This is a genomic window from Mesorhizobium sp. (genome assembly GCF_004962245.1).
Lineage (GTDB): Bacteria > Pseudomonadota > Alphaproteobacteria > Rhizobiales > Rhizobiaceae > Mesorhizobium.
On the sequence record NZ_SUHQ01000026.1, the window covers coordinates 72,145 to 93,362 of the forward strand.

Below are 21,218 nucleotides of genomic sequence, written 5' to 3' on the forward strand. Positions count from 1 at the left end.
CAGCGGCGGGTCCGGCGCTTATCTACGGGATAATTTCTCGTGGAGAGGACATGCTGGATAGATCCGGGTCGTCCTCCGGCAAATTAACTGCCGGGGTTGCACCAAAGAACGGGGTGCCGAAAAATGGGTCGCAAGCCTCTGCCGATCGCGCCTCGCTTTCCTACATCACCGACGCCGAGCCCGGTATCCGCCGTCTGAGGGCTGGCAAGGGATTTTCATACAAGGGGCCTGACGGGCAGGGCGTCGACGAGGCCACTATGTCCCGCATCACGGCGCTCGCCATACCGCCGGCCTGGACGGACGTGTGGATCTCGCCGGATGCCGACGGTCACATCCAGGCGACGGGCCGGGATCAGCGTGGGCGCAAGCAGTATCGCTACCATGCGCTGTGGGCGGAGGAGCGCGACGGCGTCAAATATTCGAGCCTCGTCGCCTTTGCAGAAAGCCTGCCTGAGCTGCGACGCCAGATCGATGCCGATCTGCGCCGTCACGGCCTGCCGTTGGAACGCGTTGTCGCCGCTGTGGTCTGGCTGCTCGACAACACGATGATCCGCGTCGGCAATTCCGCCTACGCTCGCGACAACAACAGCTTTGGGGTGACCACGCTGCGCGACCGCCATGTCGACATCAACGGCTCGAGCCTGCGTTTCGCTTTCAAAGGCAAGTCCGGCAAGGAATGGAAGCTGAAGCTCGTCGATCGCCGGATCGCCAGGATCGTGCGCGGCGCGCAGGATCTGCCGGGCCAGAAGCTGTTCCAGTACCTCGACGAGGACGGAAGCAGGCGACCGATCCGTTCCGACGACGTCAACCGCTATATCAGGGAGACGGCAGGGGCCGATTTCAGCTCCAAGCATTTCCGAACCTGGGGCGGCACCATCCACGCTGCGTCGCTGTTTGCGCAAACCGAACGGCCCGAAAACCAGGCACAGCAGAAGCGGGTGATGAACGGCATCATCGACAAGGTGGCCGAGCGGCTGGGCAACACGCGCGCCATCTGTCGCAAATGCTACATCCACCCGCAGGTTTTCGACGCCTGGTCCGAAGGACGGCTGCTCAGCGAAATGGCGGATGTGAACAAGCGGAAGCGATCGATACCCGACCTTGACGACGAAGAAGCCGTCGTCCTGAGGTGGCTGAAGGCAGAGTCAGGCTGAACCGAGCGGAGCAGTCACAGGCTTTCAGAGCCCTGGCAGGGCGCAATTTTTTATCGACGTTATGTCGGGATCGGTTCTACTGTTTCGTCCTTTGACAGAGAAAAGGACGCACTCATGCTCTACGCTATCCTCTGCTATGCCTCCGAAGACGTCGTCTGCTCGTGGAGCAAGGAACAGGACGATGCCGTCATGGAAAAACTCATCGGCGTGCAGGAGAAATATGCAAAGGCCGGCCGGCTTGGCCCGGTGGCGCGGCTGTTGCCGACGACCGCTGCGACAACGCTGAGAAAGGTCAAGGGCGAAGCGGTCGTCATCGACGGCCCGTTCGCCGAAACCAAGGAACAGTTCCTCGGTTTCTACACGCTCGAATGCACCGATCTCGACGAGGCCGTCGCCTTTGCGCGCGAGCTTTCCGACGTCAACCCGAGCGGCGGCTCGTACGAAATCCGGCCGGTTTCGCTCTTCAGCCCCGCCAAGGTTTCCGCATGACCGACCTTACCTGGATCAGCACCGCGATCAGCACCGCCCGCCCGCAGGCGATGGGCGCGCTGCTGCGCTACTTCCGCGATCTCGATGCGGCGGAGGAAGCCTTCCAGGACGCTTGCCTGCGCGCTCTGAAGAACTGGCCGACAAACGGCCCGCCGCGCGATCCGGCGGCCTGGCTGATCTTCGTTGGCCGCAACAGCGGCATCGATGCGGTGCGCAAGCGTGCCAAGCAGGCGCCGCTGCCGGAAGAGGACCAGATCTCCGATCTGGAAGATGCCGAGGCCGATATCGTCGAACGGCTGGACGGCGCGCATTACCGCGACGACATATTGCGGCTGCTGTTCATCTGCTGTCATCCCGACCTGCCGGAGACGCAGCAGGTCGCCGTTGCGCTGCGCATCGTCTCCGGCCTGTCCGTCAAGCAGATCGCTCGTGCCTTTCTCGTCGGTGAAAGCGCCATGGAGCAGCGTATCACACGTGCCAAGGCGCGCATCGCCGATGCCGGCGTGCCGTTCGAGACGCCCGGCGCGGTCGAACGGTCCGAACGGCTCGCCGCCGTCGCCGCCATGGTCTACCTGATTTTCAACGAAGGCTATTCGACCAACAGCGGGGAGGCGCCGGCCCGCGCGCCGCTCTGCGAAGAGGCGATCCGGCTGGCCAGGCTGCTGCTCAGGCTGTTCCAGACCGAGCCGGAGATCATGGGCCTGACGGCGCTTTTGCTTCTCCAGCATGCGCGTGCACCGGCGCGTTTCGACGAGAACGGCGAGATCGTGCTGCTCGAAGACCAGGACCGCAGCCTGTGGAGCCGCAAGATGATCGACGAGGGGCTGGCGCTGGTCGACAAGGCGCTGCGCCACCGGAAACCCGGTCCCTATCAGGTGCAAGCGGCGATCGCCGCCCTGCATGCGCGGGCGGAAAAGCCCGAGGACACGGACTGGAATGAGATTGACCTGCTCTACGGCCTGCTCGAGCAGATGCAGCCGTCGCCGGTGGTGACGCTCAATCGCGCCGTCGCGGTCGCCAAGGTGCGCGGGCCGGAAGCGGCACTTGCCATGATCGAGCCGCTGGAACAAAGGCTTTCCGGTTATTTCCACTTCTTCGGCCTCAAGGGCGGACTGCTGATGCAGCTTGGTCGTGGCGAGGAGGCGCGCATCGCCTTCGACCGCGCCATCGCACTTGCCAACACGGCAGCCGAGGCTGCCCATATCCGCATGCATATCGACCGGCTGATGAACGAAGGCGCCGCGCGGGGCGCTGCAAAGACGACACGCTGATCTGGTTCAATCGTCTGCGCAGAGCTTAGACCATGCCGGGGTGGCGATTTTTCCCTGAAACGAGTAAGGCCACGCCATGACAGCGCCTGATGTGCCGACAAGCACACGGCGCGCGGTGCAAGGCATCCATCGACGCCATATGAGCGACGGGATCTGAAAGGGACAAAAATGACGATTGCGAAGGAAACAGCCGGGCTGCTGGCGAAACTGGGCGTCGCCGAGGACGCGCTTTCGGGCGGCGATCTTATCGTGCGCAGCCCGGTCACGGGCGAGCAGATTGCCGCGCTGAAGACGATCTCGCCGGCCGATGCGGCAAAGACCATCGATAATGCCCACAAAGCCTTTCAGGCGTGGCGGCTGGTGCCGGGGCCGAAGCGCGGCGAGCTGGTGCGGCTGCTTGGCGAGGAACTGCGCGCGCACAAGGCCGAGCTTGGCCGGCTGGTGTCGATCGAAGTCGGCAAGATCCCGTCCGAAGGCCTCGGCGAAGTGCAGGAGATGATCGACATCTGCGATTTCGCCGTCGGCCTGTCACGCCAGCTCTACGGCCTGACCATCGCCACCGAGCGCCCCGGTCATCGCATGATGGAAACCTGGCATCCGCTGGGTGTGGTCGGCGTGATTTCCGCCTTTAACTTCCCGGTCGCGGTGTGGTCGTGGAACGCCGCACTGGCGCTGGTCTGTGGCGACGCGGTGGTTTGGAAGCCGTCGGAAAAGACACCGCTGACGGCGCTCGCCTGCGAAGCGATCTTCAAGCGCGCGGCAAAGCGTTTCGGCGATGCGCCCGAAGGACTGGCGCCGGTGCTGATCGGCGATCGCGCTGTCGGCGAAATCCTGGTCGACCATCCGAAGGTTCCGCTGGTCTCGGCCACCGGCTCGACCCGCATGGGCAGGGACGTCGGTCCGCGGCTGGCGAAACGCTTTGCGCGCGCGGTGCTGGAGCTCGGCGGCAACAATGCCGGCATCGTCTGCCCGACGGCAGATCTCGACATGGCCTTGCGCGCCATCGCCTTTGGCGCCATGGGCACGGCCGGCCAGCGCTGCACGACGCTCAGGCGCCTGTTCGTGCACGACAGCGTCTATGACGCCCTGATTCCGCGCTTGAAGAAGGCCTATGAAAGCGTCTCGGTGGGCAATCCGCTGGAGACATCAGCGCTGGTCGGACCGCTGATCGACAAGGCCGCCTTCGACAGCATGCAGAAGGCGCTCAAGGAAGCGGTTTCGCATGGCGGCAAGGTGACCGGTGGCACACGGGTCGAGAACGGCCATCCCGACGCCTATTACGTGCATCCGGCGCTGGTCGAAATGCCGAAGCAGGTTTCGCCGGTGACGGAAGAGACCTTCGCGCCGATCCTCTATGTGATGAAATACTCGGATTTCGACGCCGTGCTCGACGAGCACAATGCAGTTGGAGCGGGACTGTCGTCGTCGATCTTCACCCGCGACCTGCAGGAATCCGAACGCTTTCTCGGCGTCGACGGTTCGGACTGCGGCATCGCCAACGTCAACATAGGTACATCGGGGGCCGAGATCGGTGGTGCCTTCGGTGGCGAGAAGGAGACCGGCGGCGGTCGTGAGTCCGGCTCGGACGCCTGGAAGGCGTATATGCGGCGTGCCACCAACACGGTGAACTATTCGAAGGCGCTGCCGCTGGCGCAGGGCGTCTCCTTCGACATCGACTGAGGACGCCAGGGTTCCTGTCGTGGCGGCAGCAAATGGCCGCCACGACGAATCTCAGGTCGCCATCGCGATCGCCGTTCAGTCGTTCGCCGATGGCGAAAACAGGTTTCGAAAGCCGCATCGATGATCGCGAGCTTCGCGGCCTAGCGCCACATGGCTGGTCAGTGCCCGGGTGAATCGTCGTCTTCACCGTCGGCTTCGGCGTTCTGGTCGTGAACTTTCCGCCAGTCGGCGACCGTTCGGCCCAGCGAGGAATCCTGGAGATGATCGGCAAGGCGTGCCTGCTGACGCAAGGCCAGGCGCACGGCAGCGCGTGCGAAGCGGTTGGCGGGCATGCCGAAGCTCTCGGGCGCATCACCGCGTTCCAGCCGTTCAATCACGCGCTTCTTCACCGCCACGATCTCGGGGTCGCCATACCTGCCAAGCAACGCCTGGAAATCGCGATGAAGGTCGCTGTCGAACGGCAGGTCCTCGCCCATCGGACCGATCACCGGATTGCCGGGATGCATCGAGCCTAGCGGCAGCAGGCCGTCGGGAATGGGCGTGTTTGCCGAGTGCGTGCGACCGCTCTTCAGCAGTTTCGGCAAGAGATGCGTATGCGGTCCTGGTGGGGAAACGCCGCCCGTGTCCGGGCCGCCGATCTTCTGGTAAACCTCGACGCGGCCGATATTGGTCAGCGCGACGCGATGCGGATGCGCTGAAAGAATAGCCGTCAAGGCGGGATTGTCGTGTTCGAACAGCGAGCGTCCCAGGCCGGCTCGCAATGCGGCGAGCAGCTTCGGATCACTGGTGCGGATGCAGAAATCGCATTGCGGCAACGACAGTCCCATATCGAACAGGATGCCGGTGCGATCTATGCCGCGAACGGCGTCGTCGTCCGGACCGAGCTCGGTCAGCACCGGGCGTGCGGTGCGTCGTGCCAGATCGTCAGGCAGACAGAACGACAGGGCCTGGCTCCAGCGATGACGCCTGGGGCTTGGCGTCTCATAGGCAACGGCATGTACATCGCCCAGCTTTCGCCAGTCGATGTGGATGGCGCCCCGCCTGGTCGCGCGCATCAATACATGCGGCTCGTCGACAACAGCGACCTCGCCTTGATCCTGGTGAAACTCGGCGATGGCGCCGAATATGCCCATGCTCCAGCCTGTTCGCCAGTCGGCCAGATGCCGCCGCACGAGATCTTCGAGATCACTCATCGCTTCACGCCTTGCCTGTTTGCGCCGGATTGCCAGCAGCGGCGACGTTCAATGGCTGGACGATCATTCCGTCCGCCGCTTCACCGAGATAGGCTTCGACGCCATAGACCGACCGCAGCCGTTCTGCCGTCAACACGGTGCGCGGCCGCCCGTCAGCGACGATAATGCCATGATCAAGCAGGATCAGCCGCGAGCACCAGCGGGCCGCCAGGCCGAGATCATGCATGGAGGCTACGACCGCGCGGCCTTCCGAAGCGAGCTCGGCGAAGGTCCGCATCACCATTATCTGGTGCGAGGGATCGAGACCCGCCGTCGGTTCGTCAGCCAAAAGCAGTGGCGCGTCCTGGGCGAGGGCGCGCGCGATGAGAACCCGTGCCTTCTCGCCGCCGGACAGCTGCGTCGCCGGCCGGTCGCGAAAGGTCTCGATTTCCATACGCTGGATGGCGCGGTTGATCACCTTGATGTCTTCAGCGCTCAGGCCCGCAAAGGCCGAGCCGTACGGCGCGCGACCCAGCGACACCAGCATCTCCACCGAAACCGCCCAGGCGATATCGCGCTCCTGCGGCAGGTAGGCTATGTGGCGCGCACGTTCGCGAATGGACAGAGTCTCGCGCCCGCCAACGGCAATATGACCTTCACTGCGAACCAGGCCCAGAGCAGCACGCAGCAGCGTCGACTTGCCGGCGCCATTAGGGCCGATCAGCCCGACGAACTCGCCCGCGCCTATGGCGAAGGAAAGCCCCTTGAGCACAGGCTTGCCGCCGAGCGAGGCGTGGAGGTCTGAAACGGAGAGCAGGCTCACAGCATTTGCCTCCGCGTCCGGTAGACCAGCCACAGGAAGAACGGCGCGCCGACGATCGCCGTCAGCACGCCGAGCTTGAGATCGCGTCCCGGTGCAATGACGCGCACCAGGATGTCCGCTGCCAGCAGCACGCAGGCGCCGCCGAGCGCACTGGCGGGAAGCAGGCGCGACGGCCGGGACCCGACCAACGGCCGCAGGATATGCGGCACGATCAGTCCGACGAAGCCGATGGCGCCAGCCACTGCCGTTGCCGCGCCCACGGATGCCGCCGTGCCGAGCACGGCGAGGAACTGCACGCGGCGCATGTCGACGCCCATGCTGGCTGCCGCGTCGCTTCCCAAGGTCAGTGCGTCGAGCGCGCGGGCGAGGCTTGCCAGCATAACCCAGCCGGCAATCATGAACGGCGCCGCCAGCCAGACATGCGTCATCGAACGATCGGTGAGCGAACCCAGCATCCAGAACATGATCTCAAGCGCCGCGAACGGATTGGGCGACAGGTTGAGGGCAAGCGAGGTCATCGCACCGGCGAAGGCCGATACGGCAATGCCGGACAGGATGATGGTCAAGACGCTGGCGCGGGTTCCGGCCATTGACCGAACGACGAACACCGCCAGCACCGCACCCGCCAGGGCCGCCAGCGGCAGGCCGAGCGGGAAGACGGCGGAGAGGCCGGAATAGATCGCGATCACCGCGCCGAGCGAAGCCGATGCGCTGACGCCGAGCAGACCCGGCTCGGCCAGCGGATTGCGCAGCCAGCCTTGAAGGGCAGCTCCCGACAGGCCAAGCGTTGCGCCGATCATCAGGCCGAGGATGGCGCGCGGCAGGCGGATTTCCCGCATGATCAAGGCGATGGCGTCGCCCTTGTCCGAAAGCAGGGCCGACAGGCTGTCGCCGAATGCAATCGCCGCCGGACCGACGGTCAGCGACAGCAGGAACAGGGCCACCGTGGCCAGGCCGAGAAAGACGAGAACCAGCCGGTAGCGCGCGCTGTCGCTCATGGCGTTGCGCCATCGGATTTCCGCGCCGCGTCCTGGAGCATGCGCGCGGCTTCGAGCGTGAACGGCGCGCCGCAGATCGTGTATTTGCCGGGGACGGCGATTTTCTGCCCGGACAAGGCCTTGTAGGCGGGATGAACGAAATTCTCCTGCGCCAGCGCCGGAGCCTCATCGCGGCTGTCGTCGGCGACGATCAGATCGGGATTGGCGACGAGCAACAGTTCGAGCGGCAGCCTGACCGTGCCGGCAAGACCGAGCGTGTCGTCGATATTGGTGAGGCCCGAGGCTTTCACGATCGCATCGGCCAGGGTTCCGGATCCTGAGGTGTAGCTGTTGGCGTAGTAGAGCGCGACGGTCTTGCCGGGTACGGCATTCGCGGCGAGCTTCGCCAGCCCGGCATCGAGTTCGGCGACAAGTTCGGCCGCACGCCGCTGCCGCTGGAGGATGTCGCCCATGCGCCTGAGGTTGGCTCTGACATCGTCGAAGGAGCTCTCCGGCGCGAACTCCTCGACCCGGAAACCAAGGCGCCTGAGCAGCGCCACAGTGGTGCGCGTCGTGTAGGTGCCGGCAATCACGAGGTCCGGCTGCATCAGGAAAATCTCTTCGGCCAGACCATGATTGACGACATAGCCGCTGGCCTGACTGGCCAAGACCGAGGAACTTTGGTCTCCTGCCAGATAGGACACCGAATAAAGCTGACCCGGGCCGGCAATCAGCATCGCCATCTGGTCGGTGCAAAGGTTCATCGAAACGACGCGTTTCGGTGGTTCGGTCGCCAGAGCCGGCGCGCAACAGGGCATCACGAGGGTGGCGAGCGCTGTCCCCGCGATCGTTGCGCGCATCGGATGATTCCTTGTCGCCATCGCCATCAGTAAATCCCTTTCAGGCCGATGAAAGCGGTTCGTCCCTCGGTGTTATAGCCGAACACCTCCTGATACTGCTCGTCGAACAGGTTCTCGATGCGGCCATAAGCTTCGAGATGGTCGTTGAGCTTGTAGCTGCCGCCGATGTTGACCACGGTGTAGGATTCGAGTGTCATGCGCGGCGGCAGGGAAGGGACGAAGGCGACATCTTCCGTCTTGCCGTTGAATACCACCTCGCCGAAGACGCGGGCGTGATCCTCGTCGAAGACATAGGCGGCGCTGAGCGAACCGGCGTGCTTGGGTCTACGGACTTCGTCGAGGCGGGGGCCGCCCGCGACCGTCTGCTCGCTCGCATCGGTGTAGGTGTAGGTCGTCGTCGCGGTGAAGCCGTTGAAGAGATCGAGCGTTGCCGACAGTTCGACGCCTTGCCGCTTGCTGACGCCGTCGAGATTGACGGGAGATGGAAGAGGTCCGCTGTAATCGGTCGCGATCTCGTGCGTCAGGTTCTGGTTGAAGTAGGTGATGTCGGCGACCAATCCGCCATCGAAGAAGCCCTGCTCGATGCCGAGATCGAAGCCGGTGCTTTCCTCGGGAATCAGGTCGGGATTGCCTTTGAAGCTGCCCGGGAAAAAGCCGAACTGCTCGTAGAAGGTCGGGTTGGTGACGCCGGTGCCGACCGAGGCATGCAGGCGCGTGGCGGTGTCGGGGATTTTCCAGGCACCGCTCAGGCTCCAGGTGGTGGCGTCCTCGAAGCGGTCGTTAAAGTCGCGGCGCAGGCCGGCATTGATGTGGAACTGGTCAAGAAATTCACCGCGATATTCGCCGACGAAGGAATTCGTGTTGCGGCTAAAGGTCTCGCTCAGATGCGAGGGTGCGAAGGTTTCGCGTTCCCATTCATAGCCCGCGGTCAACTGGTGGTGGGCATCGAGCATATTGGGCGTATCGAACTGATAGCTCGCCTGATAGGTGCCGTTATAGCGGTTGCCGTCGTCCCAACTCATCGATCCGCCGTAAGCGCTGGCGAAATTGTCGCGATGGGTATCGCTGCCGGTGAAGCGGGCCTTCTGCGTCAAGGCGCCATCCATGGAGACATAAGTGGCGCCGACCGAGCCAAAGAACTCGCGCGTCGCCGTCCAATCGGGCTCGTCGATGACCTTGCCATAGGTTTCGCTGCCCCATTCAAAATCCTGCGGATCGGTGTCGCTCTTGCGGTCGACATAGCGCAAGGTGGCGTCGACGGTGAGGTCGGGCGAGAGATCGACGGTGAACTTGCCGTTCAGCGTGGTGTTGCGGTCGCCATCCTTCTCGTCGCCGTCCGGGGAAATGTTGAAGCCATCGGTTCGGCGGAACGCCGCCGATAGCGCCACATCATGGTTCTCACCGCCGCCGCGCAAGGAAACGCCGCCCAAGAAGGTGCCATCGGTACCGGCTTCGGTCCGCGCATTGACCGCAAAGCCGCCGCGCTCGCCGCGCTTGGTGATGATGTTGACGACGCCGGCTGTTGCGTTCGATCCCCAGAAGGCGCTCTGCGGGCCGCGCAGGACTTCGATGCGGTCGATGTCGTCGACAAGCAGGCTGCCGAAGTCGAATTCTCCGCTTGCCGTCTCGCCGACTTCGACACCGTCGATCATCACCAGCAGATGGTTGGCTTCAGCGCCACGCACGCGCACCTGCGTGAGGCCGCCAAAGGAGCCGGAGCGCGATACGGCAAAGCCCGGGACCTGTCGCAGCGCGTCGGCGACATAGCGCACCTGGTTCTTTTCCAGCTGTTCGCCTGATATGACCGTGAAGGCCCGGCCCGAATTCTCCTGTTCGATCGGCGTGCGCCCGTCGGTGACGAGGATCCGGTCGAGCATTGTTGCCTTGCCCTGGTCGGCTTGTTCCTGCGCGTCAGCGACGCCTGTCAGTGCCAGCGCCAAGGAGCCGGCCGCGAATGTCCGTTGGTACATATCTGCCCCCGAATCGGTTTGGGAGAGCGAGAAGTCTCGCGCCCCGGGTTTTCTCGAAAAACCGCAGGCAGAAAGCGTCAGGCAGATTTCTTGGCACGTGCATCTTCACCCTCGACCGTTCCCGGCATGCGGCAACACTTTTTCAAATGTCACCGCCACGGGCGACCGCGCATGAACACACCCCGTGTTCGTGCATGGGTGACCGGAACAGGCAGGTCTCCTGACTTCCGTGTCTTCGCCGGTCTCCCGCCTTCCCGATCACGCGCCGCGCTCTCAGTGGCTAATTGGAAGATGGCTCAACGGTTACAGTTGCGGGGGCAGTCACGGATTCGGCCAAATGTGCGGCCTCACCGTGTTCCCTTTTCATCCGCCTCGCGGCGGAACCAATTCCGAGCGGGAAGCTAGCGAGCGATCCCTCGGTCGTCAATCGTGGATTGTGACGATCGATGGCGATACCGAGCTGAGCTCATCCTCGATAGGCTTTCCTCTTTGCTTACAGCGAAACCTGGAGCGTCTTCATCCAGCGCAATCCCTCGTCGGTGCCGGCGCGCGGCCTGTATTCGCAGCCGACCCAACCGGCATAGCCAAGCCGGTCCAGCGCGGCGAATATGGCGCCGTAGGCGATCTCGCCTTCGTCCGGCTCGGCGCGACTTGGAACGGCGGCGATCTGCACATGGCCGATCATCGGCAAATATCGTTCGAGGCGTTTGAGGATGTCGCCTTCGCTGACGCCGACATGATAGACGTCGAACATGATCCGGATGTTGGGCGCGCCGACGCGTTCGATCAACGCCGCCGCCTCGGCGATCGTCGAATAGAAATATCCCGGTTTGTCGCGCTGGTTGATCGGTTCCAGAAGCAGTGTCATATCCGGGGCGGCAGCTGCCGCGAAGGCAAGATTGCGCGCAAAGACTTCCGTGGCTTCCGGCTTGGCTTCAGGCTCGACGACACCGGCCATGACATGGACTGACGAAGCGCCGCTCTGGCGCGCATAGTCCACGGCCTGGTGGAGGCTTTTGGCGAAATCCGACTGCCGGCCCGGCAACGCACCGAGGCCGAAATCGCCCTTGGCGGCATCGCCGACAGCTGTGTTGATGCCGAGCAATTCCACGCCGTGCTTTTCACAAGCCTGCTTCACAAGTCCGGCCGGGACGTCATAGGGCCAATGCAGTTCAACCGCCTTGAAACCCGCCGATGCGGCGGCGGCGATGCGGTCCAGCAAGGGCCGGTCGGTCCACAGGAAACCGAGGTTTGCGGAAAATTTCGGCATGGTCACTTCAGCTTGAAATGCTGGTTGAGCTCGGCGATGGCGCCGGCATCGAGGTGGCGGACGCTCATGCCTCGCAAGATGATGGCAAGCTTTGCCGCTTCCTCGAGCTCCTCAATGGCGAAGACCGCCGCATCGAGCGAGGCGCCGGCCACCACAGGCCCATGGTTTTGCAGGAGGACGGCGGGATGGCGCGCGGCAAGCGCGTCGATCAGCGGCTTGACCGCCTCCGAACCGGGGCGTGTGTAGGGCACCACCGGCACCTGTCCGACACGCATCACGACATAGGGCGTGATCGGCGGAATGGCGTCGGCCGGATCGATGTCGGAAAGACAGGATAGCGCGGTCGCATAGGTCGAATGAAGATGAACCACGGCGCGCGCCGCAGGCCGCTGGTCGTAAAAGCCGAAATGCAGCGGCAATTCCTTGGTCGGCGCATCGCCCGAGACATGCTTGCCCGAGGCGTCGAGTTTCGACAGCCTGTCCGCGTCGAGGAAGCCGAGGCAGGAATTGGTCGGCGTGAACAGAAACCCGTCATCCAATCTCGCCGACATGTTGCCCGACGAGCCGGCGGTGAGGCCGCGCTCGAACAGCGATTTGCCCCATTTGACCAGATTGTCGCGGACTGCCTGCTCGCTCATGGCGTACCGATCCTTTGTACCGCTTTCTCGAAGAAATCATTCGCGCCAAAATTGCCGCTCTTGAGCGCGAGGCCAAGCGGGCCGCCGCGATCTGCCAGCAACGCCGGCACACCCGGGTCGATCTCTTCGCCAATTTGCAGGCTGCCGACGCCGAGCGCCTCGACCACGGCTCCGGATGTCTCGCCGCCGCCGACCACCACGCGGCGTACCCCGCCATCGACGAGCCGGCGCACGAGCGCCGCGAAGAAACGCTCTATGGCCTCCGCCACCTCGGCGCGCCCGTAGCGCGCCTGGGCGCCGGAAACAGCGGCGGCGTCGGCTGTCGAATAGATGATCGGCACCTGCTTTTGCCGCCAGAACCAATCGGCAGCGTGGTCGACGGTCATGGTTTTGTCCATCAGCGCGGCCGGATCGAGAGCGAGGCCGGGATGGGCGGCGAGATAGGCGGCGACCTGCGCCTGTGAAGCCTTCGAACAGGAGCCGCACAGCACGACGGCCGGCCCCGTGGCGCTTGCGGCGGCGTGCGCTCTCCGGGAAAGCCGGCCGGCCTTGCGGAAATTCTCCGGCAGTCCCATCGCGATGCCGGAGCCGCCGGTCACAAGCCTGTGGCCGGCAAGCGCCTGACCGAGCAGCCGAAGATCGTCTTCCGCGACCGCATCGGCGACGACAAGCCGCCGTCCTTGTGCCTGCTGCTCAGCGAAGGCCTGTCCGATGGCCGATACACCGCCACGGACCGTGTGCAGCGGCACCAACCCCACTTCGCCACGGGTTTGAAGCCGAAGCCAGCGGCGGATATCGGGGTCGGTCATCGGCGTCAGCGGATGGTTCTCCATGCCGGATTCGTTCAACAGCCGGTCGCCGACGAACAGATGGCCCATGAACAGCCGGCGCCCGGTTGCAGGAAAAGCCGGGCAGACGACCGCCACGTCTGCTCCGAGAACATCAAGCAGGGCTTCGGCGACCGGACCGATATTGCCTTTCGGCGTGGAATCGAATGTCGAGCAGTATTTGAATACGATCTGTTCGCAGCCTTGGGCGAGCAGCCAGCGCGCGGCCTCAAGCGACTGGCGCACCGCCGCTTCGGCGGCGATCGACCGTGTCTTCAAGGCGACAACGCCTGCCTCGCAACCGGATGGCGCCGGATCGGCGCCGGTGCCGATGAACTGCGTCGTCGCCATGCCGCCCTTGGCAAGCGTGTTGGCGAGATCGCTCGCACCGGTGAAATCGTCGGCGATGGCTCCCAGAAGCATGGTGGATCCCTAGGGTTTGCCGAGTGCAGCCGGCATTCCGATCACGCCGACAACGATGACGTTCTTGCTGCGGGCTGTCACGCTAAAACTGAAAGGCGGGCCGTGATGATCACATCCGCGCGTGGCTCTACGGAGCGGCTGATGTGGCCCACCACATGTCGTTGAAACGTCACCTGGGCTGACCCATATATGCCTTGCGTCGGATGTTTCCTCCCATTGCGTCCGGCGCGTTCCCCTCTGGAGGTTTTGAACCTTCATGCTTGGCCGGACTTCAACAGTCCGGCCTTTTTTCTTTTTGGCCCTGTGGAGCTGGCGTGCTCAGAACATCTTCGCCGTCGTTTGCAGCGTGATCCAGACGCCCCATAGGATCGGAATGCCAACGGCTGCCCAGGCCAGCGCCGCCTTGGTGTCCAACCCACCCTTGCCGATGCCGAAAGAGCCGGTATGCCCGGCCTGCGTCGTAGCTGTCTTGGCCTGCAGGGTCGCGACCTCGTCATCCGACATGAACCATTTGTCGTCGAGCGGCTTGACGAAGAAGTTGGCGAGCACGCCCAGGGCCAGCATGCCGGCGAGGATATACATCGTGAAGTCGTAGACCTGCGCGCTGGGGATACCGGCGGCAAGCTGGAACTCGCGGATGTAGTTCACCACCACCGGGCCGACGATGCCAGCCGTCGACCATGCCGTCAGCAGCCGACCGTGGATGGCTCCGACGAACTGGGTGCCAAAAATGTCGGCGAGATAGGCCGGGATGGTGGAGAAGCCGCCGCCATACATTGACAGGATGACGCAGAAGATGGCGACGAACATGAGCTGGCTGCCGATGTGGGCGGCGGTCGGCGCGAGCAGATAGAGGGCGATGCCAAGCAGCAGGAACGCGTAGTAGGTGTTCTTGCGGCCGATATAGTCCGACAGCGAGGCCCAGAAGAAGCGGCCCATGATGTTGAACAACGAGAGCAGCCCGGCGAAGCCGGCGGCGATGCCGGCGATCGCAGCCTTCTGGGTGGCATCGAGCTGGTTGAACGCCAGGTCGGGCATGCCGATCAGCTTGCCGGCGAAGATTTCCTGAAGCATTGGCGATGCCATGCCGATCACGCCGATGCCGGCCGAAACGTTGAGCATCAGCACGGCCCAGATGAGCCAGAACTGCGTCGTCTTGTGCGCGTCGCGCAGATGGACGTGGCGCGTCGTGACCAGGGCCTTGGTGACGGGTGGCGTCCAGCCATCAGGCCGCCATCCAGCCGGCGGGATGCGGTAGCCGAAAGCACCGCACAGCATCGACACCGCGTAGAGCGCCGCCATGACGATGAAGGTCTGCCAGACACCGACGGAGTCGGGCGTCTTGAAATAGTTCATCAGGAAGTTGGCAAGCGGAGCGCCGATCATGGCGCCGCCGCCGAAGCCCATGATAGCCATGCCCGTCGCCATGCCGCGACGGTCCGGAAACCACTTGATCAGGGTCGAGACCGGCGAAATGTAACCGAGGCCAAGGCCGATGCCGCCGATGACGCCGGCGCCGAGCCACATGATCCAGAGCTGATGGGTGATGACGCCAAAAGCGGCGATGACCATGCCGCCGCACCAGCATATCATCGAGGCAACGCCGGCCTTGCGCGGCCCGGCGCGCTCGAGCCAGCCGCCCCAGATAGCGGCGGCGGAGCCGAGGAAGACGAAGAACAGCGTATACATCCAGCCGAGGTCGGCGACGCGCCAGTCACAACTCGTGGTGAACAGGGCGGAAAGCAGGTTCAGGTCGGCGCACGCGACCGGCTGGTCTATGCCCAGCGAGCGGGACAGCGGCAGCCAGAACACGCTGAAGCCGTAGGCCATGCCGATGCACAGATGGATGGCCAGCGCCGCCGGCGGCACCAGCCATCGGTTGAAGCCCGGTTTGGCGATGATCCTTTCACGATCGAGAACTCCGCCGCCGCCAAGGCCGCCGGAAATGGTATCACTTGCTGTGGACATGCAAATCTCCTCCGTTCCGCCAAAGGTCCTCCCAGGCGGTCGTCCAACTGATTGATCGATGTTGTCTCGGGCGATCCTGTTCGATCGCCCGTACCGTCCGATCGGCGATCCGCCCTCCGCGGATTCCTTGCGCCGTCCGGTCTACCGGCCGATTTTTCCTGGCCTCAAGCAGCGTCCTCCCGTCTGTTGCCAGCAACAGCGACGCAAACCTCGTGCCACCATGGCGTTGCCAATGATTTCAAAGACTTGTCGCGCTGAAGGAAATGCCAATGGACAATCTGTCCTGACGGCTGGACAAAATGTCGGGCGGGATGTCGTCGCGGCTTACGCCGCCTCGGGCAGCCAGATGGAAAACGTCGTTCCTTCGCCCGGTGCGCTGGTCGCCGAAATCCTGCCGCCCTGCCGGGTGACCAGGGTCTGGCTGATGGACAGGCCGAGCCCGGTCCCTTCCCGGCGCTTCGTCGTATAAAAGGGATCGAACACCTTCTGCATGACTTCCGGCGTCATCCCGACCCCGGTATCGGCGACCTCCACGACCAGCCCCGGCCGGTCGTCCAGGTCCTGATCGAAGGTCCTGAGCGTCAGGCGTCCGCCATCCGGCATCGCGTGGATGGCGTTGACGATCAGGTTGACCAGCACCTGCTGCAATTCGGTCCGGTTCATGAGCAGCAGCCGGGTCGCGCTATCCTCCCGCGCCACGTCGATGCTCGCCTTGTTGAGCAGGTGTTGCACCAAGGGCAGACAGTCGGAGATCACGGCCTTCGCGGTATGCCGCTCCACATAGCCGGCATATTCCTCGGGCCTGGCGAACTGCAGGAGTTTTGTGACGATCTGGCTGATGCGATGGATCTGCTCGTCGAGCAGGCGAAACTCCGTCCGCGCCAGCTGCGCCTTCTTGCCCATGACATTGCGGACGACCTCGAGATTGCCCTGTATCACCGCGATCGGATTGTTGATCTCATGTGCGACGCCGGCGGTGATCTCACCAATAGCCGCCAGCTTCTCCGACATGATGAGTTGCTTGGTCGTCGCCTCCAACTGCCGGTTGGCGAGCTGCAATTCGTGCGTGCGTTCCTCGACGCGCGCATTCAGCTCTTCGTTCCAACCGCGCAATTCCCGGTCCCGCTCCTGCAACTGGTCGAGCAAATGGTCGAGATGCAGCGCCACCCGGCCGATCTCGTCCTTGCCGTCGCCATGGCCGGTTCTTGCGCCGAGATCGCCGCTTTCCACCCTGGCGATCGTTCCGGTCATGCGCTCCAGCGGCTGGAAGATGGCGCGCGCCCAGCGCAGGAAGATCGGGATGCTGGCGGCGGTGATCGCCAGGAAGGCAAGCGCGATCAAGAGCAGCGTCTGGTATTTCGCAGCCGTGAACGGCGCCTCGAGGAAGCCGACATAGAGCATGCCGACGCGCTTGCCAAAACCGTCGACGATCGGCTCGTAGGCGGAAATGTACCAGTCGTTGACGACGAAGGCGCTGTCCAGCCAGGTGCGCCCCTTGTCGAGGACGGCTGAGCGGACAGCCGCCGAAACCCGCGTGCCGAGCGCCCGGCGCCTCTCGAACAGACGGACATTCGTGCTGATGCGCACGTCGTCGAGGAACAACGTCGCGGTTCCCTGGCTGCCTTCCGGCAGGCTGGCCTCGCGGTAGACCAGGTCGTTGATGGTATCGATGAAGACGAGGTTCTGGTTGAGCAGGATGCCGCCGACGAGCGCGGCCGACCGGCCGTCCGCCAGAGTCACGGGACTGGCCGAGTGGACCACCATGCCGCGCGTTTCCTGCGTGCGGTCGGTTGGAAGCGCGTTCGGCGTCGGTACCAGATCGATGCGCGCCCGCTCGGCCAGTTCCGGCGCGACGTCGGCCAGCTCCTCGTTGGCAAAGATGTCGATTGCGGTTGAGGGCGCGCCTGCGAGGGCGGAGGCGACGATGGGCCAATCCGTCCTGGGCGTCGTGGCCGAGTGCTCGCGGGCGGACGCGTGAATCTTCCGCTCGGCATCGATCACGAAGAGGAAATCGAAGCCCAGGGCGGTTCGGCTGTGCTCGAGCAGCAGATCCGTTGCATCCGGGTCGTCGACGCGGCCGGCGACCGTGTCGCGAAATCGCGCCGACGCGCCCAGCGCCTGCACCTTCTCCCCGGTGTTCTCGAGGATGCGTGCCAGATACTGATGCGCGATCGTCAGATCGCCGTTGACCTTTGAAATCAGCGTCGCGTCGAACTTGGCGTTCCAGCGGACGATGGTGACGCCGAGCAGCAGCGGCAGGATGACGAGGGTCGGCAAAAGCGCGATCGCCAGGAGCCGGAACCGTACTGACCGGCCGCCAACGCCGACAGGCACGCCGCGACGAGCGACCCCGGCGTCCGGACGGCCGCTCGCGTCGGCAAGTGGGGAAACGGCGTCAGCCATCCCAGGAAGCGACCTTGCGGTCGATGGTCTTGCGCGAGATGCCGAGGCGCCGCGATGCTTCGTCGCGATTGCCGCCGGTTTCCTTCAGCACCGCCAGGATGTGCCGTCGTTCGACATCGGCGAGACTGGTTTCGCCCGATATTTCCGGCGTCATTTCCAGCGTCCGGCCGTCCAGCCCCAATCTTTCGGGAAAACGTCCCAGAATCAGCGTTCGTTCGATCAGGTTGCGCAGTTCGCGCACGTTGCCGGGCCAGTCGTAGCGCGCGAAAGCGGCGCGCATCTTGTCCGGGATCGGCACAGGCGGCATGCCAAGTTGCTGCGACAGCTTGCGCATGAACAGCGTCGCAAGTTCCTGCACATCGTCGCCTCGGTCCTTCAACGGCGGCAGATGGATCTGCATGACGTTGATGCGAAAGTAGAGATCGGCCCGGAACCGGCCCCTCTGCACCTCTTTTTCCAGTTCCGCGTTGGTCGCGAAAACGAAACGCAGATCGACCGGGATCTCGCGCTCCGATCCGACGGGCCTGACGCGCCTGTCCTCCAGCGCACGCAACAACTTGCTTTGCGTCGCCGGCGGCAGTTCGCCGATCTCGTCGAGAAACAAGGTGCCGCCCTGGGCGTGCATGAACAGCCCCTCGCGCATCGTCTCGGCTCCGGTGAACGCGCCCTTCAGATGGCCGAACAGCTCGCTCTCGATCATGTCGGGCGGAATCGCCGCGCAGTTGACCGGGACGAACGGCTTGTCGGCCCGGTCGGACAGCGTATGAAGCGACCGCGCCGCGACTTCCTTGCCGGTGCCGGACTGGCCTGTAAGCAACACGGACGTGGGCAGCGGGGCAACCCGCGCGATCGTGTCGCGAACCTGCCGGACCGCGGGTGATTCTCCGATCAGCTTGTCGCGGAGCAGGATGTGGTCGGAGTTCGCCTTCAATTCATAGTTAAGGATGTAGTTCTCGCGCTGCAGGCGGAGGCGGTCGAGACATCGTGCAACCGCGTTGAGAAGCTGGTTCGAGCGGAACGGCTTGAGCACGAAATCGACGGCACCGGCGCGCAGCGCCTGGATCGCGGTGTCGAGGTCCGCATAGGCCGTCATCAGGATGGCATCGGCGAAGAAGCCGATCGCGCGCTGCTCGGCCAGCCAGTCGACGCCGTTCTTGCCCGGCATGATGTTGTCGAGGATGACCACGTCGAAGTGAAACTCGTCGAGCTTGCGCGACGCTTCCTCGGCATCGGCCGCCTCTTCAAGGCGCTTGCAGCGCGGCCCGAGCGTGCGCACCAGGAAATTTCGCATGCCGGGTTCGTCGTCCACAACCAGGATCGATGCCTGGGCAAGCCACGGTCCGAATTCCGGATCGGCCGTCGTCTCACGCAGCTTGCGCACTGTTTCTGCCGCCACCTTGATCCTCCTCCCGACCGATCGTTGGCCGGAGAGCATGATGAGGGCAGACGGGTGCTCAAACAAGCTCTGGATACTGCTGAGCCAGGCAAGCAGATCGACCCGTGCGCGGCCTTGAACGACGAGACCGCAAGACTGCTGTCCGCGAGCGAGCCATGGAATCGCTCGTAGGGCAAGGAGATAGGCAGCATCCAACCGGCATGACCAGCCCAATGAGCGAGAAATGTCGGGTCATTTGATTTAAATCAAATGCAGGCGGTCGCGATCATAGGATGCCTTGGGAATCAGCAGTTTATCGAAGAGGTCGCGCCGATGGCGAACATCGTCTCCAGGCTTGTCAAGGAGTGTAATTCGACGCGAAGCAAGGGCGCGGACTTCCCTACGATCTGGCAGACCACGTTAAAGGGACATGCATGCGTCGCAGGCCCGCCGATGCAGGACCGAAATCAGGAGGGCCCGATTCTCAAGGTTCCCCTGGTTACGGGGCGCTATCTCATATTTGATGCTTCAGGCTTTCGGCTTGACTGAATTCGGGCGCGATTTTTCGCATCTGTCCTGACCAGGCCCAGGCGCTGTTTGGATGGCTGGCGACGCGATTCATCGAAAGAGGCATAGCCCAGCACAGCCATAAAAAATGCAAAGACGACCAAGACGGCGATAGTGACCAGCAAGCTGTCCGTTGGCACGTTTGTTCTCCCTTCAAAGACGGACCGAGGAGACCGCACGAATGGCGGAAAGGCGTTGATCTGGATCAATCGAAAACAACGATCGATTGGCCGGTAGGTGCCCGGAGACCAGATTTTTGACGGGGTCGGTTCCTGCTCAGGGGCCGGATGTCACCGGAACGCCAGGCCGAAACACCATTTTGGCGAAGGCACGGCGTGTTGCTTCTTTCGCGGTGCCGGAACTGGTCGATTTGAGCCACATCAAAGCTTCGCGGCCGGTATGCGTCAATTATGGTTTCGGCGTCGCCACCCAACCGGTGTTGGCGATGGTCGTTTCAACCAGGGGTGTCGACCCGTGAAATCGCAGGCATTTCTCCCTCTTGCCACCTATCCCGACAGCAACTCGGATGCGATCGCATCCAATGCGGTGGCGATTGCAGCATATCTGGACGCCGAACTTCATGCCGAAGTCATCAACGCCCATATTCCGGACGTTTCGAACGCCGTGTCGCGGCTGCTGCTGAAATTGCCGGAACTCATTCGCGAAGCCGAAGCGGCTAGCCGCCAGCGCGGCGAGCACCTGCTCGAGAGGATTCGTGAGGAAGCCACAAGAAAACCGGTGAGCCTGACGACCGGCGTATCGTCGGCCGCGCTGGCGCTGATTGGCGAAGCCGCGGCAATCGAGGCACGTTATTTCGATATCTCGCTGCTCGGATGGGAGACCGACAATCCGACGTCTCGGGCCACCGCGGAAGCCGTCATGTTCGGATCCGGCCGCCCGGCCATCCTGCTGCCGGAGACCCCGGCCTTCGAGCCGATCGACCATGTTGCGATCGCCTGGGACGGGAGCCGGGTCGCGGCGCGTGCCGTTGCGGACGCTAAGCCATTCCTTGAGCGGGCGTCCAAGATCACCGTGCTCACCATCGTCGGCGAGAAGCCTATCATGGAAGGCAATGGCGCCGAGCGTCTGGCGGCCGGACTTGGGAAGAGTGGGCTGACCGCGAAAGCCGCCTCTATCGACGCCGACGACCGGCCGGTCGGGATCGCCCTGCAGTCGCATGCCATCGAGCGGGGAGCCAACCTGCTGGTGATGGGCGGTTACGGCCACTCCGTCGTTCGCGATTTCGTGCTGGGTGGGGCAACCGAGGATGTGCTCGATGACCTCAGGTTGCCGGTGCTGTTCTCACACTGAACCGCGTGTCCCGATATGAAAATTGCCGGCAAACGTCCTT

The 21,218-nt window shown here is 63.7% G+C and carries 17 protein-coding genes and 1 riboswitch; of the genes, 5 read left to right on the forward strand and 12 right to left on the reverse strand.

The window, feature by feature from the left end; all coding sequences use genetic code 11:
- Positions 1 to 50: 50 nt before the first annotated feature.
- The 4 genes from E5X88_RS24685 to E5X88_RS24700 all read left to right on the forward strand — a co-directional run bounded on the left by E5X88_RS24685 (position 51) and on the right by E5X88_RS24700 (position 4,594).
- Positions 51 to 1,154, forward strand: a complete 1,104-nt coding sequence (locus E5X88_RS24685; RefSeq protein ID WP_292165916.1) for a DNA topoisomerase IB — start codon at positions 51 to 53, stop codon at positions 1,152 to 1,154.
- A 114-nt stretch (positions 1,155 to 1,268) separates the two neighbouring features.
- The gene (locus tag E5X88_RS24690) at positions 1,269 to 1,643 is read left to right on the forward strand and encodes a YciI family protein (protein ID WP_292165918.1); all 375 of its coding nucleotides are present in this window, start codon (positions 1,269 to 1,271) and stop codon (positions 1,641 to 1,643) included.
- Entirely contained in the window at positions 1,640 to 2,914 is a 1,275-nt protein-coding gene (locus tag E5X88_RS24695; protein WP_292165920.1) for an RNA polymerase sigma factor, read from the forward strand. The genes E5X88_RS24690 and E5X88_RS24695 overlap by 4 nt, the downstream gene beginning before the upstream one ends.
- Positions 2,915 to 3,082: 168 nt before the next feature.
- A complete protein-coding gene (locus E5X88_RS24700) occupies positions 3,083 to 4,594 on the forward strand; it encodes an aldehyde dehydrogenase family protein (RefSeq protein ID WP_292165921.1) in 1,512 nt (503 codons plus the stop codon).
- A 158-nt stretch (positions 4,595 to 4,752) separates the two neighbouring features.
- On the opposite strand, the gene E5X88_RS24705 is transcribed toward E5X88_RS24700, so the two are convergent.
- The 12 genes from E5X88_RS24705 to E5X88_RS24760 all read right to left on the reverse strand — a co-directional run bounded on the left by E5X88_RS24705 (position 4,753) and on the right by E5X88_RS24760 (position 20,007).
- Positions 4,753 to 5,787, reverse strand: coding sequence for a hypothetical protein (locus E5X88_RS24705; RefSeq protein WP_292165923.1), 1,035 nt, complete (start codon positions 5,785 to 5,787; stop codon positions 4,753 to 4,755).
- A 4-nt stretch (positions 5,788 to 5,791) separates the two neighbouring features.
- Positions 5,792 to 6,589, reverse strand: coding sequence for an ABC transporter ATP-binding protein (locus tag E5X88_RS24710; protein ID WP_292165924.1), 798 nt, complete (start codon positions 6,587 to 6,589; stop codon positions 5,792 to 5,794).
- A complete protein-coding gene (locus E5X88_RS24715) occupies positions 6,586 to 7,587 on the reverse strand; it encodes an iron ABC transporter permease (RefSeq protein ID WP_292165926.1) in 1,002 nt (333 codons plus the stop codon). Before E5X88_RS24715 ends, E5X88_RS24710 begins: the two co-directional genes overlap by 4 nt.
- Positions 7,584 to 8,426, reverse strand: coding sequence for an ABC transporter substrate-binding protein (locus E5X88_RS24720; protein ID WP_292165928.1), 843 nt, complete (start codon positions 8,424 to 8,426; stop codon positions 7,584 to 7,586). The genes E5X88_RS24715 and E5X88_RS24720 overlap by 4 nt, the downstream gene beginning before the upstream one ends.
- Positions 8,427 to 8,452: 26 nt before the next feature.
- On the reverse strand, positions 8,453 to 10,396 hold the full coding sequence (locus E5X88_RS24725) for a TonB-dependent siderophore receptor (protein ID WP_292165930.1): 1,944 nt from the start codon (positions 10,394 to 10,396) through the stop codon (positions 8,453 to 8,455).
- Positions 10,397 to 10,588: 192 nt separating this feature from the next.
- Positions 10,589 to 10,799: riboswitch (cobalamin riboswitch) on the reverse strand.
- A 90-nt stretch (positions 10,800 to 10,889) separates the two neighbouring features.
- Positions 10,890 to 11,666: a TIM barrel protein gene (locus E5X88_RS24730; protein ID WP_292165932.1), complete on the reverse strand. Its 777-nt coding sequence runs from the start codon at positions 11,664 to 11,666 to the stop codon at positions 10,890 to 10,892.
- Between the two features lie 2 nt (positions 11,667 to 11,668).
- Positions 11,669 to 12,304 carry an aldolase gene (locus E5X88_RS24735; RefSeq protein ID WP_292165933.1) on the reverse strand — a complete coding sequence of 212 codons (636 nt, stop codon included), beginning with the start codon at positions 12,302 to 12,304 and terminating at the stop codon, positions 11,669 to 11,671.
- Positions 12,301 to 13,554 (reverse strand): 3-oxo-tetronate kinase, encoded by a 1,254-nt coding sequence (gene otnK / locus E5X88_RS24740; RefSeq protein WP_292165935.1) that lies wholly within the window; start codon positions 13,552 to 13,554, stop codon positions 12,301 to 12,303. The genes E5X88_RS24735 and otnK overlap by 4 nt, the downstream gene beginning before the upstream one ends.
- 318 nt (positions 13,555 to 13,872) lie before the next feature.
- A complete protein-coding gene (locus tag E5X88_RS24745; protein WP_292165936.1) occupies positions 13,873 to 15,522 on the reverse strand; it encodes an OFA family MFS transporter in 1,650 nt (549 codons plus the stop codon).
- Between the two features lie 324 nt (positions 15,523 to 15,846).
- Positions 15,847 to 17,925 carry a HAMP domain-containing sensor histidine kinase gene (locus E5X88_RS24750; protein WP_292165937.1) on the reverse strand — a complete coding sequence of 693 codons (2,079 nt, stop codon included), beginning with the start codon at positions 17,923 to 17,925 and terminating at the stop codon, positions 15,847 to 15,849.
- Complete coding sequence (locus E5X88_RS24755) at positions 17,918 to 19,321, reverse strand: sigma-54 dependent transcriptional regulator (protein WP_292165939.1); 1,404 nt, start codon at positions 19,319 to 19,321, stop codon at positions 17,918 to 17,920. Before E5X88_RS24755 ends, E5X88_RS24750 begins: the two co-directional genes overlap by 8 nt.
- Before the next feature lie 488 nt (positions 19,322 to 19,809).
- Positions 19,810 to 20,007 carry a hypothetical protein gene (locus E5X88_RS24760; RefSeq protein ID WP_292165941.1) on the reverse strand — a complete coding sequence of 66 codons (198 nt, stop codon included), beginning with the start codon at positions 20,005 to 20,007 and terminating at the stop codon, positions 19,810 to 19,812.
- Positions 20,008 to 20,341: 334 nt separating this feature from the next.
- On the opposite strand from E5X88_RS24760, the gene E5X88_RS24765 reads away from it, so the two are divergent.
- Positions 20,342 to 21,178 carry a universal stress protein gene (locus tag E5X88_RS24765; RefSeq protein ID WP_292165942.1) on the forward strand — a complete coding sequence of 279 codons (837 nt, stop codon included), beginning with the start codon at positions 20,342 to 20,344 and terminating at the stop codon, positions 21,176 to 21,178.
- Positions 21,179 to 21,218 lie beyond the last annotated feature (40 nt).